The sequence below is a fragment of the Enterobacter chuandaensis genome, from assembly GCF_003594915.1.
Classification (GTDB): domain Bacteria; phylum Pseudomonadota; class Gammaproteobacteria; order Enterobacterales; family Enterobacteriaceae; genus Enterobacter; species Enterobacter chuandaensis.
The window spans coordinates 365688-380888 of record NZ_QZCS01000003.1; the positions used below are offsets into that span (position 1 = coordinate 365688).

The window sequence follows — 15201 nt, forward strand, 5'->3', positions numbered from 1 at the left end:
TGTTTGAGTGAGGCGACAGAAAACAGGCTGGATTCAAGCGGATAGAAGTATGTAAAGAGCGGGGGAGGGGAAAGACCCGGTAGGCAGGAGGCGCTACCGGGCAAAAGGCGGAACTTACCTGAACAAATGCTCCGCATGGAAGCGGAGATGATCCTCAATAAAGGACGCAATAAAGTAATAGCTGTGATCGTAACCCGGCTGAATGCGCAGCGTCAGCGGCCAGTTCTTCTGGCGTGCCGCCTCAGCAAACACCGCAGGCTGTAGCTGTCCGGCGAGGAACTGATCCGCATCGCCCTGATCGATAAGCATCGGGATCGCATTCGCCGAATCGCTTGCCAGCATCAGCGCGCAGCTGTCCCATTCCTGCCATTTCTCTGCGTCTTTACCCAGATAGTTTGTGAAAGCTTTTTGCCCCCACGGCACCTGCGTTGGGTTCACAATCGGCGCGAACGCAGAGACGCTGGTGTATTTCCCCGGGTTTTTCAGCGCCATGATTAACGCCCCATGCCCACCCATGGAGTGCCCGCTGATGGCGCAGCGATCGTTCACTGCGAATTCAGCCTGGATCAGCGCTGGCAGCTCGTCGCGAATGTAGTCATACATGCGGTAATGGCTCGCCCACGGCTGCTCGTTGGCGTTGAGATAAAATCCGGCGCCTTTACCTAAATCGTACCCGGCATCGTCCGCCACATCATCCCCGCGCGGGCTGGTGTCAGGCATAACCAGCGCAATGCCCAGTTCGGCCGCAATACGCTGGGCGCCCGCTTTGGTAGTGAAGTTTTCGTCGTTGCAGGTCAGGCCTGAAAGCCAGAACAGAACCGGCGGATTCTCTGTCGGTGGCAGGAAAATGCTGAACGTCATGGCGCAGTTCAGCGTGGTGGAGTCGTGCCGCCAGCGCTGCTGTCGACCTTCAAAACAACGGTGCTCTTCGAGCAGTTCCATGCAGGGCTCCTTAATGAGAATAGCTATTCATTAGACCCATAATACAGCGTTTTCATTTACCTGTGAGCAACTTTCACTTTCGCGGAACCGCAAGATGCTGCATCATAAATTTACTTTTTTTTAACAATTGGAGCGGTCATGGCGTTGCGTATTGCGCTCAGTGGGTTTGTCGTTCTGGTGGTGGCGATGGGGATAGGGCGCTTTGCTTTTACGCCTCAGGTGCCGCTGATGATTGCCGCCGGGCAACTCACGCTTACCAGCGCAGGTCTGGTGGCGGCGATGAATTATCTGGGCTATCTGGTGGGGGCGTGGGATGCCATGCGTGCGCACCGCTTTGTTGAAACGCGGCTCTGGCTTGGCATCACTGGCGCGGTAGCACTGACCCTGCTCTCTGCCGCCGCGGATAACGCCGTTGTGCACGGCCTGCTGCGCTTTGTGATTGGCTGCATGAGCGGCTGGTCAATGGTGCTGATTGCCGCCTGGACCAACGAACGGCTGGGGCAGCTGGGTAAACCAGGGCTCAGTGCCGCTGTGTTTGCCGGGCCAGGGGCAGGTATCGCCCTGAGCGGCCTGCTCGCGGTCTATATTCAGGCGAAATCCCTTTCGGCCGGTGCGGCGTGGCAGATCTACGGCGTGCTGGCGCTGGTATTGGTTGCGCTGGTGGCGCGCTATCTGCCGCGTTCCGGACAGCTTCATCGCCCCGGTACGGCGCCTGAGCCGCTGCTGCTGACGTCGGATCTCAAGCGCCTGGTGTGGAGCTACAGCCTGGCGGGATTTGGCTATATCCTCCCGGCGACTTTCCTGTCACAAATGGCGGCGGTGCGTTTCCCCGGCAGCCTGTTTGCCCAGTTTGTCTGGCCCATTTTTGGTGCCGCCGCCGTGGTGGGCATTGCGCTCAGTATTCTTTTGCGCCACACCTCAACGGCTAACCGCAGGCTGGCTATCGTGCTCTGGTTACAGGGAGCAGGCGTGCTGGCGGCCTGGCTGTTGCCGGGCATTGGCGGCTTTCTGACGGGTGGGCTGCTGGTCGGCGGCGGGTTCCTCTGCGCCGTGCAGCTCTCGCTTTTATACGGTCGCGAGCTGGCACCGAACCACACGCGCTATATGGCGGGGCTGCTCACGACCGGGTATGCCATCGGGCAGCTGATTGGGCCGGTGACCTCCGCGTTATCAACCTGGCTAACCCACCGGCTGGAGCCTGCGCTGGGGCTGGCTGGCGTTGCGCTGTTTGTTGCGGGTGCCCTGGTCTGGAACCGTCACGCTGAAAGGCAACAGCAATTGCAATAATTATCGTCGTGAATACTGGATTATGTGCGTCGCCTCACGCACAATGAGCGCATACTTTTGCCACAACGAGGGCAAAAGACGCCACACCTGCAGGAGAACAAAATGTCATCACTCAGTAAAGAAGCTGCCCTGGTCCACGAAGCCCTGCTCGCGCGCGGTCTTGAAACGCCACTGCGTCCGCCCGTTCAGGATATGGACAATGAAACCCGTAAAAGTTTGATTTCCGGGCATATGACCGAGATCATGCAACTGCTGAATCTCGATCTGAGCGATGACAGCCTGATGGAGACGCCCAAGCGCATCGCAAAAATGTACGTCGACGAGATTTTCTCCGGCCTGGATTACGCCAACTTCCCGAAAATTACTGTTATCGAAAACAAGATGAAGGTGGATGAGATGGTGACGGTCCGTGACATTACGTTGACCAGCACCTGCGAGCACCATTTCGTGACCATCGACGGTAAAGCGACCGTGGCGTATATCCCGAAAGACACGGTGATTGGTCTGTCGAAGATCAACCGTATTGTGCAGTTCTTCGCGCAGCGCCCTCAGGTGCAGGAGCGTCTGACGCAGCAGATCCTGATCGCGCTGCAAACGCTGCTGGGCACCAATAACGTGGCGGTCTCCATCGATGCGGTGCACTACTGTGTGAAAGCGCGCGGCGTGCGTGATGCGACCAGTGCGACCACCACCACCTCGCTGGGCGGCCTGTTTAAATCGAGCCAGAACACTCGCCAGGAGTTCCTGCGCGCCGTGCGTCACCACAACTAATCAGACAGGGCAGGGACCATGGAGCGAAACGTCACGCTCGATTTTGTTCGCGGCGTCGCCATACTGGGTATCCTGCTGCTGAATATCAGCGCCTTCGGTCTGCCGAAGGCCGCTTATCTTAATCCCGCCTGGTACGGCGACATCACCCGAAGCGATGCCTGGACGTGGGCGATCCTCGACCTGTTTGCCCAGGTTAAATTTCTCACGCTGTTTGCGCTGCTGTTCGGCGCGGGCCTGCAGCTTCTGCTCAAACGCGGCACGCGCTGGATCCAGTCGCGCTTAACGCTGCTGGTCATCCTCGGGTTTATCCACGGCCTGTTCTTCTGGGACGGTGATATTCTTCTCGCTTATGGGTTAGTCGGGCTAATCTGCTGGCGGCTGATTCGCGATGCCCACAGCGTGAAAAGCCTGTTTAACACCGGCGTGATGCTCTATGTCATGGGGCTCGGCGTGCTGCTTTTGCTGGGGCTGATCTCCGGCGACGCGACAAACCGTTCATGGATCCCGGATGCTGCTAACCTGCAGTACGAACAGTACTGGAAGCTGAAGGGCGGTACGGAGGCGATAAGCAACCGTGCGGATATGCTGGGGGATAACCTCCTTGCTCTGGGCGCGCAGTACGGCTGGCAGCTGGCGGGCATGATGCTGATGGGCGCGTCACTGATGCGCACCGGCTGGCTGAAAGGGGAGTTCAACCTGCGCCACTACCGCCGCACCGGGGCAGGACTGGTTCTGCTCGGCGTGCTGATTAACCTCCCGTCGGTGATTGCGCAGTGGCACCTTCACTGGGATTACCGCTGGTGCGCGTTCCTGCTCCAGGTGCCGCGCGAGCTCAGCGCACCGTTCCAGACTATCGGCTATGCGGCGCTCATTTATGGCTTCTGGCCGCAGCTATCTCGTCTGTGGATCGTCAGCGCCGTGGCCTGTGTGGGCCGCATGGCGTTAAGCAATTACCTTCTGCAAACGCTTCTCTGCACCACGCTTTTCTATCGCTTTGGCCTGTTTATGAAATTCGACCGCCTCGGACTGCTGGCGTTTGTTATCCCGGTCTGGGGGGTAAACCTGGCGTTTTCTGTTATCTGGCTGCGCTATTTCCGCCAGGGACCACTGGAGTGGGTGTGGCGTCAGTTAACCGCACATGCTTCAGGGATATCATTGAAAAATACATCCAGATAACGATCTGGATCACAATCATTAACAAAACGGATGTAAGCGTTTTCATGAGTGTGAGCTTCTTCACGTAGTCACCTTTCTCTCGCTGCCAAAATAGCCACCTTGCTAAACACAGGGGGTGTCTGTGAGTTGCTGCAATTCTTTGAAGGATGGTGAATATGATCACCATTCGTGACGTCGCCCGTCTGGCGGGCGTTTCTGTGGCCACCGTCTCTCGCGTGCTGAACAACAGCGCGCTGGTCAGCCCTGAAACCCGTGAAACCGTAATGAAAGCCGTGACCCAGCTGGGGTACCGGCCAAATGCCAACGCGCAGGCGCTTGCAACGCAGGTCAGCGATACCATCGGCGTGGTGGTCATGGATGTCTCGGACGCCTTTTTCGGTGCGCTGGTGAAAGCGGTCGATGTGGTCGCCCAGCAGCACCAGAAATACGTGCTGATTGGCAACAGCTATCACGAGGCGGAGAAAGAGCGTCATGCCATTGAAGTGCTGATTCGCCAGCGCTGCAACGCGCTGATTGTCCACTCAAAAGCCTTAAGCGATGAAGAGCTGGCCGGGTTTATGGAGCAGATCCCGGGCATGGTGCTGATCAACCGCATCGTCCCGGGCTATGCCCACCGCTGTGTCGGGCTGGATAACGTCAGCGGCGCGATGATGGCGACCAAAATGCTCATCAATAACGGCCATCAGCGGATCGGCTATCTGGCCTCCAGCCATCACATTGAAGATGACGAGCTGCGGCGTGAGGGATGGCAAAACGCCCTGAAAGAGCACGGTATTACGCCATCAGAAAGCTGGATTGGCACCGGCACGCCGGATATGCAGGGCGGTGAGGCGGCAATGGTGGAACTGCTGGGTCGCAACCTGCAGCTTTCTGCGGTGTTTGCGTACAACGACAGCATGGCGGCGGGCGCACTGACTGCGTTGAAGGATAACGGCATTGCGGTGCCACAGCATTTGTCATTGATTGGTTTCGATGATATTCCGATTGCCCGTTACACCGACCCGCAGCTGACCACGGTGCGCTATCCCATTGCTTCTATGGCAAAACTGGCGACCGAGCTGGCGCTACAGGGAGCGGCAGGGCTGTTGGATCCAGGGGCCACGCACTGCTTCATGCCGACGCTGGTTCGTCGTCATTCCGTCGCCGCCCGGCAAATTGTGGTTCCGATCACTAACTGATTACATCAGGTGATGTAACCGTTTTCAATCTGTGAGTAAATTCACAGTATCTTAACAAGGCGCTGACTATGATGTCAGCGTTTTAGGGGCTGAAACGCTATGTAACAGTGATTATTCACTTTCACCATAGCCAATGTGCCGCAAACAACGAATAAAACGCATTTCTGGAGCGTTACCGACCACGGAAGATAGAAATTTTATAAGTGAACGTCGGCTATCAGTAACGTTTTATTAACACCTGCCTGCCGATCGTTATTCACAAGAACTACCCTGCATAAAAAAACCGGAGATACCATGAATAAGAAGGTGTTGACCCTGTCTGCTGTAATGGCAAGCATGCTTTTTGGTGCAGCAGCGCATGCTGCGGATACCCGTATTGGTGTGACCATCTATAAATACGACGACAACTTCATGTCTGTTGTGCGTAAAGCCATTGAGAAAGATGCGAAAGCAGCGCCAGACGTACAGCTGCTGATGAATGACTCCCAGAACGACCAGTCCAAACAGAACGACCAGATCGACGTTCTGCTGGCGAAAGGCGTGAAAGCCCTGGCAATCAACCTGGTTGACCCGGCTGCAGCAGGCACGGTTATCGAGAAAGCGCGTGGCCAGAACGTGCCAATCGTCTTCTTCAACAAAGAACCTTCCCGTAAGGCGCTGGACAGCTATGACAAAGCGTATTACGTCGGTACTGACTCCAAAGAGTCCGGCATTATTCAGGGCGATCTGATCGCGAAACACTGGGCGGCTAACCCGAACTGGGATCTGAACAAAGACGGCCAGATCCAGTTCGTGCTGCTGAAAGGCGAACCAGGCCATCCGGATGCTGAAGCGCGTACCACCTATGTTATCAAAGAGCTGAACGATAAAGGTCTGAAAACCCAGCAGCTGGCGTTAGATACGGCGATGTGGGACACCGCTCAGGCGAAAGATAAGATGGACGCGTGGCTGTCTGGCCCGAACGCGAACAAAATCGAAGTGGTCATTGCCAACAACGATGCGATGGCAATGGGTGCGGTTGAAGCGCTGAAAGCCCACAATAAATCGTCCATCCCGGTATTTGGTGTGGATGCCCTGCCAGAAGCGCTGGCGCTGGTTAAATCTGGCGCGATGGCCGGTACCGTTCTGAACGATGCCAACAACCAGGCGAAAGCGACCTTTGATCTGGCGAAAAACCTCGCCGACGGTAAAGGCGCGGCAGATGGCACCAACTGGAAAATTGACAACAAAATCGTTCGCGTACCTTACGTGGGCGTAGACCAGTCCAACCTGGCTGAGTTTATCGGTAAATAAGATCTTTGTTTTGTCTTCACTGGGCGCAATTCGTTGCGCCCTTTTATAACGCGATATGCGAGGCCAACAAGGTATAATTATGGTCAGCACAACTACTCAGTCGTCCGGTGAATACTTGTTGGAAATGACAGGCGTCAACAAGTCCTTCCCCGGTGTTAAGGCACTCGATAATGTTAATTTAAAAGTTCGTCCTCACTCTATTCATGCATTAATGGGGGAGAACGGTGCGGGTAAATCAACATTATTAAAATGTCTTTTTGGGATCTATCAAAAAGATTCTGGCAGCATTCTTTTTCAGGGGAAAGAGATCGATTTCCATTCAGCGAAAGAAGCACTGGAAAACGGTATCTCAATGGTTCACCAGGAATTAAACCTGGTACTGCAACGCTCGGTAATGGATAACATGTGGTTGGGACGTTACCCAACCAAAGGTGTGTTTGTCGATCAGGATAAAATGTATCGCGACACCAAGGCGATTTTCGATGAGCTGGATATTGATATCGACCCGCGCGCCCGCGTGGGGACATTATCCGTTTCCCAGATGCAGATGATCGAAATTGCCAAAGCGTTCTCCTATGACGCGAAAATCGTCATCATGGACGAGCCCACCTCGTCATTAACGGAAAAAGAGGTTAATCACCTTTTTACCATTATTCGTAAGCTGAAAGATCGCGGCTGCGGCATCGTCTATATCTCGCACAAAATGGAAGAGATCTTCCAGCTGTGCGATGAAATTACCATCCTGCGCGACGGGCAGTGGATTGCCACGCAGCCGCTGGAAGGGCTGGACATGGACAAGATCATCGCTATGATGGTCGGTCGTTCCCTGAACCAGCGCTTCCCGGACAAAGAGAACAAGCCGGGTGAAGTGATCCTTGAGGTGCGCAATCTGACCTCGCTGCGTCAGCCGTCCATCCGTGATGTTTCTTTCGACCTTCACAAAGGCGAAATTCTTGGCATCGCAGGGCTGGTGGGCGCTAAGCGCACCGATATCGTGGAAACCCTGTTTGGCATCCGCGAGAAGGCCGAAGGCACTATTACTCTGCACGGGAAGAAAATTAATAACCACAACGCCAACGAAGCCATTAATAACGGTTTTGCGCTGGTGACGGAAGAGCGTCGTTCGACCGGTATTTATGCTTATCTGGATATTAACTTTAACTCGTTAATTTCGAATATTCGTAATTACAAAAACAAAGTCGGACTGCTGGATAACTCCCGCATGAAGAGCGATACCCAATGGGTAATTGACTCCATGCGCGTGAAAACGCCTGGCCACCGCACGCAAATTGGTTCGCTTTCCGGTGGTAACCAGCAGAAAGTGATTATCGGCCGTTGGTTGTTAACCCAGCCTGAAATTCTGATGCTGGATGAACCCACCCGCGGTATTGACGTCGGTGCGAAGTTTGAAATTTATCAGCTGATTGCCGAGCTGGCGAAAAAGAATAAAGGGATCATTATTATTTCTTCCGAAATGCCGGAACTGTTAGGGATCACGGACCGTATTCTGGTTATGAGCAATGGTCTCGTTGCCGGTATTGTTGACACCAAAACGACAACGCAAAACGAAATTTTGCGTCTTGCGTCTTTGCACCTTTAAGATCAGGGGCTCCTCATGAGTGCGTTAAATAAAAAAAGTTTTCTCACTTACCTGAAAGAAGGCGGTATTTACGTTGTTCTTTTAGTCCTGCTGGCCATCATTATTTTCCAGGACCCTACGTTCTTAAGCCTGCTGAACCTGAGTAACATTCTGACCCAGTCCTCCGTGCGTATTATCATTGCGCTGGGCGTGGCGGGGCTCATCGTAACCCAGGGGACAGACCTTTCTGCCGGTCGACAGGTCGGCCTGGCGGCGGTTATCGCGGCGACCCTGCTGCAGTCGATGGAAAACGCCAACAAGGTGTTCCCGGAAATGGCCACCATGCCGATTTTCGTGGTGATCTTGATTGTCTGCGCCATCGGGGCGGTGATTGGCCTGATCAACGGTATTATCATCGCTTACCTCAACGTGACGCCGTTTATCACCACGCTGGGTACGATGATCATCGTTTACGGTATCAACTCCCTGTATTACGACTTCGTGGGCGCGTCGCCGATTTCGGGCTTTGACAGCGGCTTCTCCACCTTTACGCAAGGGTTTATCGCGTTGGGCAGCTTCCGCCTGTCGTACATCACCTTCTATGCGCTGATTGCGGTGGCTTTTGTCTGGATCCTGTGGAACAAAACGCGCTTCGGTAAAAACATCTTCGCTATCGGCGGTAACCCGGAAGCGGCGAAAGTGTCCGGGGTAAACGTTGCCCTTAACCTGCTGATGATTTACGCGCTGTCCGGTGTGTTCTACGCCTTCGGCGGGATGCTGGAAGCAGGCCGTATCGGCTCAGCAACCAACAACCTTGGCTTCATGTACGAGCTGGATGCGATTGCGGCCTGCGTGGTCGGCGGCGTCTCCTTCAGCGGCGGGGTAGGGACCGTGCTGGGCGTGGTCACCGGTGTGATCATCTTTACCGTGATCAACTATGGTTTGACCTACATCGGCGTGAACCCGTACTGGCAGTACATCATCAAGGGCGCGATCATTATCTTCGCGGTGGCGCTGGATTCACTGAAGTACGCGCGTAAGAAGTAAGTTCATTCACAATGAAAAGGCCCGCTCACGTAGCGGGCCTTTTTTTGCCCGGTGGCGCGACGCTTACCGGGCCTACAAAATCGCGATCGTAGGTCGGGCGAAGCCGCCACCCGACAAACGTTATTACTTCTTCTGTATCTCAAGTAGCTGCTCCGGCGTCACTGCCGGGTAACCCTGCGCGTCTTCCGGCACTTCATGCATCGCCGGAATCGGGACCAGCGGGCCTAAGAAGCGCGGTTCACGTTTGAAAATGTAGAGGTCTGCCAGGGCGCCAAAACGCGCACCAAACTCGCGCACGCGCACGCTCAGCATATCCTTAGGTGACGGCACGGCATAGCACTGCGCCTGAATGCCCATATGGAGTGCAATAAACAGCGCGCGTTCGCAGTGGAAGCGCTGGGTGATGATGATGAAATCGTTGGTGTCGAAGACTTTACGCGTGCGCACGATGGAATCCAGGGTGCGGAAGCCCGCGTAGTCGAGCACGATGTCGGCCGGATCGACGCCTGCGGCAATCAAATCCTTCCGCATCGTCACCGGTTCGTTATAGCTTTGCAGGGCGTTATCGCCACTCAGCAGCAGGTAGTTCACCTTGCCACTGTTATAGGCGTTCAGCGCGCCCTGAATGCGGTAGCGATAATACTGGTTGATCACCCCAGTGCGGTAATATTTGGCGGTGCCAAGCACCACGCCCACCTGGCGATAGGGCAGGTCCTGCAGGTCATCAAAGATGTAGGGGGCGGTTTTCCAGCTCATCCAGCGGTCGAGACCCAGCACGATAAACAGCAGTATGCCGACCAGGACAGACAGGCTGTAAAAAACGCGCTTTAACATGGAGATGGCTCGTTCGTGGATGAAATTTAACTCAGGCTACTTTACCCGCCTGGTTAGCGCAAGAAACAGCGACTCAACTGAGGGGTTTTTCAGCAACGTGGCGGACATTTCTGTCCGCCGGAAGGTTTATGCCAGCAGGACGCGGTCGATCGTCGTGCAGCCTAACGCCTTGAGCGTTGCGGCGGTGGCGTCCCACTGAATCAGCGGCGCATCGGCTTTTTCTGCCAGAATGGCGCGCTGAATGTCCGGATAATCGTAGCCGTTCAGGCTCAGCAGGTTAAGCGCGCCCTGCAGCGGCGGCAGCGTTGGGTTAAACGCGGCGTTTTCCGCATAGCTGCCGGTGAAGAACCGGCCATCGCGGCACTGCAGCGCCACGCCGCTTGGGGATTTGCTGTACGGGGTGTGGCTCTTGTTCGCCGCGCGAATGGCCGCCTGGCTCAGGTCATCGCCGGACAGGGCGTAACCGTGATCCTGCTCGTCCATTAGCAGCGTTTTAATTTCCAGATCTTTCGGGCCGAAGGCGTCCGGCAGGTAATCCCCCAGCGTGTGCGGCGCGCGACCTGGCAGGTTGATGCGCAGCTGCAGCCCGCTGTTCAGCTCATTCATAAACTGACGGCAGTGGCCGCACGGAGTGTAGTTAACGGTGATAGCGTTCAGGGCTTTCTCACCGCGCAGCCAGGCGTGGCTGATGGCGCTCTGCTCGGCGTGAACGGTCTGCTGCATGGTTGCCCCGAGGAACTCCATATTCCCGCCGAAGTACCAGGTTCCGCTGACGCCGCGCGCAATGGCGCCGACGTTGAAGTGGGAAAGATCGGCCCGGGCGCAGGCGGCTGCCAGGGGCAGCAGTGCGAAAGCCAGCGCGTCTTCATCCAGCCCCGTTGCCTGTTTCAGCACCGTGACCTGCTCCGCCGTCAGCAGGGCGGGGAAATGTGCATCTGCCAGAACGGGAGCCAGGGCTGACTGCAAATTCTCTGCAAGCTGAGCGAAGGCAGCTTGAAAACGTGGGTGCATGGCGTTTGCCTCATAAAGGTTAATGGATCGGTAGTTTACGGAGCCGTCAGGGCTTTATATGTGATCCACTTCTCATTATGTATGCAACTTATGAAAACAAAATGAAATTTGCGCGACGCATCGCAAATTTTAGCCCATCACCGCCAGAATCAGCGGGAAAATGAACGGGGCGAGCAGGGAGGTGATAATCCCGCAGATGACCAGCGCCAGCGAGCTAAACGCCCCTTCCTGATAGTCCAGCTCCGCGCAGCGTGCTGTGCCCAGCGCGTGCGAGGCGGTGCCCATCGACAGCCCGCGCGCCGCTTTGGTGTGAATACGCATCCCGTTCAGCAGGGTGTGGCCAAACACCGCGCCGAGAATACCGACGAAAATGACGCACATTGCGCTGATGGCCGGGATCCCACCGAGGCTGCCGCCTACCGCCATCGCGATAGGCGTGGTCACCGATTTAGGCAGGATAGAGGCGGCAATTTGCGGGGAGGCCCCCATCAACAGCGCCACCGACGTGCCGGTGATCATCGCCACCAGGCTTCCCACAAAACAGATAGTAATGATGGACTTCCAGCGGGCGCGGATCTGATGCAACTGCTCATATAAAGGAAAGGCAAGCGCGACAACGGCGGGCTGCAACAGGTCGTTTAAAATCTTGCTCCCGGCAAAGTAGCGCTCATAAGGAATGCCGGTGAGCAACAGGAAAGGAATAATTACCACCATCGCCACCAGCAGCGGGTTCAGCAAGGGCATTTTAAATCGTGCGGCAAGTTTGCGCGCGGCGAAGAATACCAGCAGGGTTAACGGCAGTGACCACCAGATATTAGCCATCATTTTTTTGTTTTCTCCCCGACCACTTTACGTTCGCCGTGTACCAGATGCGAACTCCAGCTCACCACCAGAAAAACCACCAGCGTACTGACCGCGCATGAGACCACAATCGGGCCGAACTGCGCCTTGAGCAAATCAAAATACTGCATGACGCCCACGCCGATAGGCACGAACAGCAGCGCCATGTAGCGGATAAGGACGAAGCAGCCAGGGTTGACCCACTTTGCAGGCAGAATTTGCAGCGCCAGTAAAACAAAGAGGATTAGCATACCGATAATGCTGCCGGGGATGGTGATAGGCAGCAGCGAAGCGATGAAAATGCCGGCATACAGGCAGGCATAAATCAGGACGAATGCGCGCAGATATTGCCAGATAATGTTCAATGATTTGCTCATGGTAATAGTCCTTGATGAAACGCATTCATCATACAATTAAACCCGAAAATGTGCCACGGATCACATCATGAATTTTGAGCATACCAGACATTCCGAAATGGAACGTCTGGTATCACAGTACAGGGACAGGCTACAGTTTAGAGGAGGAATTTCAGTGGCGAAGTGACGAGTCAGAGAAATGCCTCTGAGTCAGGCATCGCGTTGTGCGGTAAGTTTATCCAGGAAAGAAAATAGCACTTGATTCATTTCACGATAATCATGCGAGCGGAGTTTTTCCGCCGTTTCGACAAAACGGAATTCTCCCGCACGGTGGAGATCGTTCTGCGAATGTGCGATAAGCAGCTCAACCACCTCCGGCGTCAACTCCATATGACACTGAAAACCATAAACCCATTCGCTGTATTGCACGATCTGACGAGGGCAGCCCTCGCTATAAGCCAGAACCTTTGCCTGTGATGTCAATCCTGGCATGTCGTTATGCCAGTGACCGACGTCCAGCCAACTGCCAAAATCCTCAAACAATGGGTTCGCCTTGCCTGCATCTGTGAGCCTGATGGGAAATTTACCGATCTCTTTTTCCGGGCTGTGACAAAACGCTGCGCCCATCGCTTCACCAATAAGCTGTGAACCCAGACAAACGCCAATCACCATTTTCCCCGCCTCTATAGCGCGGCTAATGAGCGCTATTTCTGCCTGTGCATCAAACCAGGGGCATTCCTGAAGCGTGGTGGCTGGTGACTGCGGGCCCCCCATAATGATAAGCAAGTCGGTGCTTTCCAGATCATCAGGTAAAGGGTCATACTGATAAACCCGGGTGTAGCTCAGGCTACAGCCGCGATTTTTCCCCCAGGTTTCATATGCGCCCGGCGCTTCGAAATGTTCATGAATGATAAAATGGATGTGCATTGTGTCTCTCTCTGATTACGTGTACAAGCAGCATCATAAGAGGAAGGGAGGAATGTGAAATGCCAACCGTTATCGATAAAACGCCAATTCACGACGATGCCATCGGATGGTCCAGAGGGGCAATAAGCTATGCGCGCGGCGAAGTAGATCCGCCTCACCAGCATCCGCAGGGGCAACTTTTGTTTGCCTTCAAAGGGGTCATGCTGGTCGAAACCGGCAATAAACGCTGGGTCATACCGCCACAGCGCGCGCTGTGGATCCCTCCCTTTCAGGAGCACACCTACAGCGTGTTATCCGCAACAGAACTCCGCGCGGTCTGGTTTAGCCCCGCATTGATATCGCAATGCGAACCGTTTAAGCGTAAAGAAGAGGTTCACGTGATTAAGGCGACAGCGTTGTTCAAAGAGCTGATTGCCGGACTGTTCAGCGCGGAATATCGGCCTGCAAGTCAGCGAAGCATGGCCGTTTTGCTGCTCGAAATCCTCAGTGAGACGCAACAGATCTCAGCCGAATTGCCGATGCCCGATGATGAGCGGTTACATCGCGTTGCCTGTGACATCATTGCCAACAATCTCTGGGATGTTTCTATGGAAAGGCTGGCAGAACGGGCAGCGATGTCCGAACGCACGTTTTCACGCGCCTTTATCAAAGATACAGGCTTTAGCTTCCGGACCTGGCGACAGCGAGCAAGGATTTGTGCCTCACTGGACTTGCTCGCAAATGGATACCCGGTTAAACAGGTGGCCTGGATGCTGGGTTTTTCCGGTCCGGCGGCATTTGCGGCGGCGTTTCGCGCCATTGTCGGGGCAACACCGGCTGACTTTCTCCCTGAACAGAAGCGCTTCCCAGCGATATAGAGAGCAGCTACTATAGCGCGTCTTTTTTCACAGGTACTCAGAATGCGTGTTTTACTGGCTCCGATGGAAGGCGTGCTCGACTCTCTCGTGCGCGAGCTGCTTACCGAGGTGAACGATTACGATCTCTGCGTGACGGAGTTTTTGCGCGTGGTCGATATGTTGCTGCCAGAAAAGTCATTCTATCGTCTCTGCCCTGAACTGCATCGTCAGAGCCGGACCCCTTCCGGCACGCTGGTCCGTGTTCAGCTGCTCGGCCAGTATCCTGAATGGCTGGCGGAAAACGCCGCCCGCGCGGTTGAGCTGGGTTCTTACGGCGTCGATCTCAACTGCGGCTGTCCGTCAAAGCTGGTCAACGGCAGCGGCGGCGGAGCGACGTTGCTGAAAGATCCTGAGCTGATTTACCGCGGCGCAAAAGCCATGCGTGAGGCCGTGCCCTCGCACCTGCCGGTAACGGTAAAGGTCCGCCTGGGCTGGGACAGCGACGCCCGACAGTTTGAAATTGCCGATGCGGTGCAGCAGGCGGGCGCTACCGAGCTGGTGGTGCATGGCCGCACCAAAGAAGATGGCTACAAAGCCGAGCGCATTAACTGGCAGGCGATTGGTGAGATCCGCAAGCGACTCACCATTCCGGTGATCGCCAACGGTGAAATCTGGGATTATGAGAGCGCGCAGGCGTGCCTGAAAGCCACCGGCTGTGATGCGGTGATGATCGGTCGCGGCGCGCTGAACGTGCCGAACCTCAGCCGGGTGGTGAAATATAACGCGCCGCGGATGCCGTGGGCAGAAGTTGTTACGCTGCTGCAAAAATACAGCCGCCTGGAAAAGCAGGGCGACACCGGTTTGTATCACGTCGCGCGTATTAAGCAGTGGCTGAGTTATTTACGCAAAGAGTACAGCGAAGCGCTGGGGCTGTTTCAGGAGATCCGTACGCTACAAACTTCTGCTGATATTGCCCGGGTCATCCAGTCAAAATAACCCGCAAAAATATTTGAATTTTAATAATTCATTCAGTGAATACTTTGCCGAGTATGTAAATGTATGACAATTTGCGGATTGCCACGCGTTACTAAAAAATAGCGCGTCATCAAGCGTAAGTTGCGCCT

Annotated in this window: 15 protein-coding genes; 9 read left to right on the forward strand and 6 right to left on the reverse strand. The window is 55.0% G+C overall.

Translation table 11 applies throughout. From position 1 onward, the window contains the following. Positions 1-114 precede the first annotated feature (114 nt). Positions 115-942 carry an S-formylglutathione hydrolase gene (gene fghA, locus D5066_RS07320; RefSeq protein ID WP_119915485.1) on the reverse strand — a complete coding sequence of 276 codons (828 nt, stop codon included), beginning with the start codon at positions 940-942 and terminating at the stop codon, positions 115-117. Positions 943-1080: 138 nt separating this feature from the next. On the opposite strand from fghA, the gene D5066_RS07325 reads away from it, so the two are divergent. The 7 genes from D5066_RS07325 (at position 1081) to mglC (ending at position 9273) form a co-directional block, all read left to right on the forward strand. Continuing rightward, positions 1081-2229, forward strand: a complete 1149-nt coding sequence (locus D5066_RS07325; RefSeq protein WP_119915486.1) for a YbfB/YjiJ family MFS transporter — start codon at positions 1081-1083, stop codon at positions 2227-2229. A gap of 102 nt (positions 2230-2331) precedes the next feature. After that, positions 2332-3000 carry a GTP cyclohydrolase I FolE gene (gene folE, locus D5066_RS07335; protein ID WP_023330924.1) on the forward strand — a complete coding sequence of 223 codons (669 nt, stop codon included), beginning with the start codon at positions 2332-2334 and terminating at the stop codon, positions 2998-3000. Between the two features lie 18 nt (positions 3001-3018). Beyond that, positions 3019-4176 carry a DUF418 domain-containing protein YeiB gene (yeiB, locus tag D5066_RS07340; protein WP_119915488.1) on the forward strand — a complete coding sequence of 386 codons (1158 nt, stop codon included), beginning with the start codon at positions 3019-3021 and terminating at the stop codon, positions 4174-4176. 155 nt (positions 4177-4331) lie between these two features. Further along, complete coding sequence (gene galS / locus D5066_RS07345) at positions 4332-5354, forward strand: HTH-type transcriptional regulator GalS (RefSeq protein WP_080328612.1); 1023 nt, start codon at positions 4332-4334, stop codon at positions 5352-5354. 294 nt (positions 5355-5648) lie between these two features. Then, on the forward strand, positions 5649-6647 hold the full coding sequence (gene mglB, locus D5066_RS07350) for a galactose/glucose ABC transporter substrate-binding protein MglB (protein WP_008500923.1): 999 nt from the start codon (positions 5649-5651) through the stop codon (positions 6645-6647). A gap of 79 nt (positions 6648-6726) precedes the next feature. Next, the gene (gene mglA, locus D5066_RS07355; RefSeq protein WP_119915489.1) at positions 6727-8247 is read left to right on the forward strand and encodes a galactose/methyl galactoside ABC transporter ATP-binding protein MglA; all 1521 of its coding nucleotides are present in this window, start codon (positions 6727-6729) and stop codon (positions 8245-8247) included. Between the two features lie 15 nt (positions 8248-8262). After that, complete coding sequence (mglC, locus tag D5066_RS07360; RefSeq protein WP_013097952.1) at positions 8263-9273, forward strand: galactose/methyl galactoside ABC transporter permease MglC; 1011 nt, start codon at positions 8263-8265, stop codon at positions 9271-9273. A gap of 123 nt (positions 9274-9396) precedes the next feature. On the opposite strand, the gene sanA is transcribed toward mglC, so the two are convergent. The 5 genes from sanA to D5066_RS07385 form a co-directional block, all read right to left on the reverse strand. Then, positions 9397-10107: an outer membrane permeability protein SanA gene (sanA, locus tag D5066_RS07365; RefSeq protein WP_080328614.1), complete on the reverse strand. Its 711-nt coding sequence runs from the start codon at positions 10105-10107 to the stop codon at positions 9397-9399. A gap of 126 nt (positions 10108-10233) precedes the next feature. Next, entirely contained in the window at positions 10234-11118 is an 885-nt protein-coding gene (cdd, locus tag D5066_RS07370; protein WP_119915490.1) for a cytidine deaminase, read from the reverse strand. A gap of 129 nt (positions 11119-11247) precedes the next feature. After that, entirely contained in the window at positions 11248-11943 is a 696-nt protein-coding gene (locus D5066_RS07375) for a CidB/LrgB family autolysis modulator (RefSeq protein WP_041909023.1), read from the reverse strand. Next, the gene (locus D5066_RS07380; RefSeq protein ID WP_049008205.1) at positions 11940-12335 is read right to left on the reverse strand and encodes a CidA/LrgA family protein; all 396 of its coding nucleotides are present in this window, start codon (positions 12333-12335) and stop codon (positions 11940-11942) included. Before D5066_RS07380 ends, D5066_RS07375 begins: the two co-directional genes overlap by 4 nt. A gap of 189 nt (positions 12336-12524) precedes the next feature. Next, positions 12525-13241 (reverse strand): type 1 glutamine amidotransferase, encoded by a 717-nt coding sequence (locus tag D5066_RS07385; protein ID WP_119915491.1) that lies wholly within the window; start codon positions 13239-13241, stop codon positions 12525-12527. A gap of 59 nt (positions 13242-13300) precedes the next feature. Between D5066_RS07385 and D5066_RS07390 the strand changes: the two genes are divergently transcribed. Both D5066_RS07390 and dusC read left to right on the forward strand, forming a co-directional pair. Then, complete coding sequence (locus D5066_RS07390) at positions 13301-14098, forward strand: AraC family transcriptional regulator (RefSeq protein WP_119915492.1); 798 nt, start codon at positions 13301-13303, stop codon at positions 14096-14098. Between the two features lie 42 nt (positions 14099-14140). Further along, complete coding sequence (gene dusC, locus D5066_RS07395) at positions 14141-15073, forward strand: tRNA dihydrouridine(16) synthase DusC (protein WP_119915493.1); 933 nt, start codon at positions 14141-14143, stop codon at positions 15071-15073. Positions 15074-15201 lie beyond the last annotated feature (128 nt).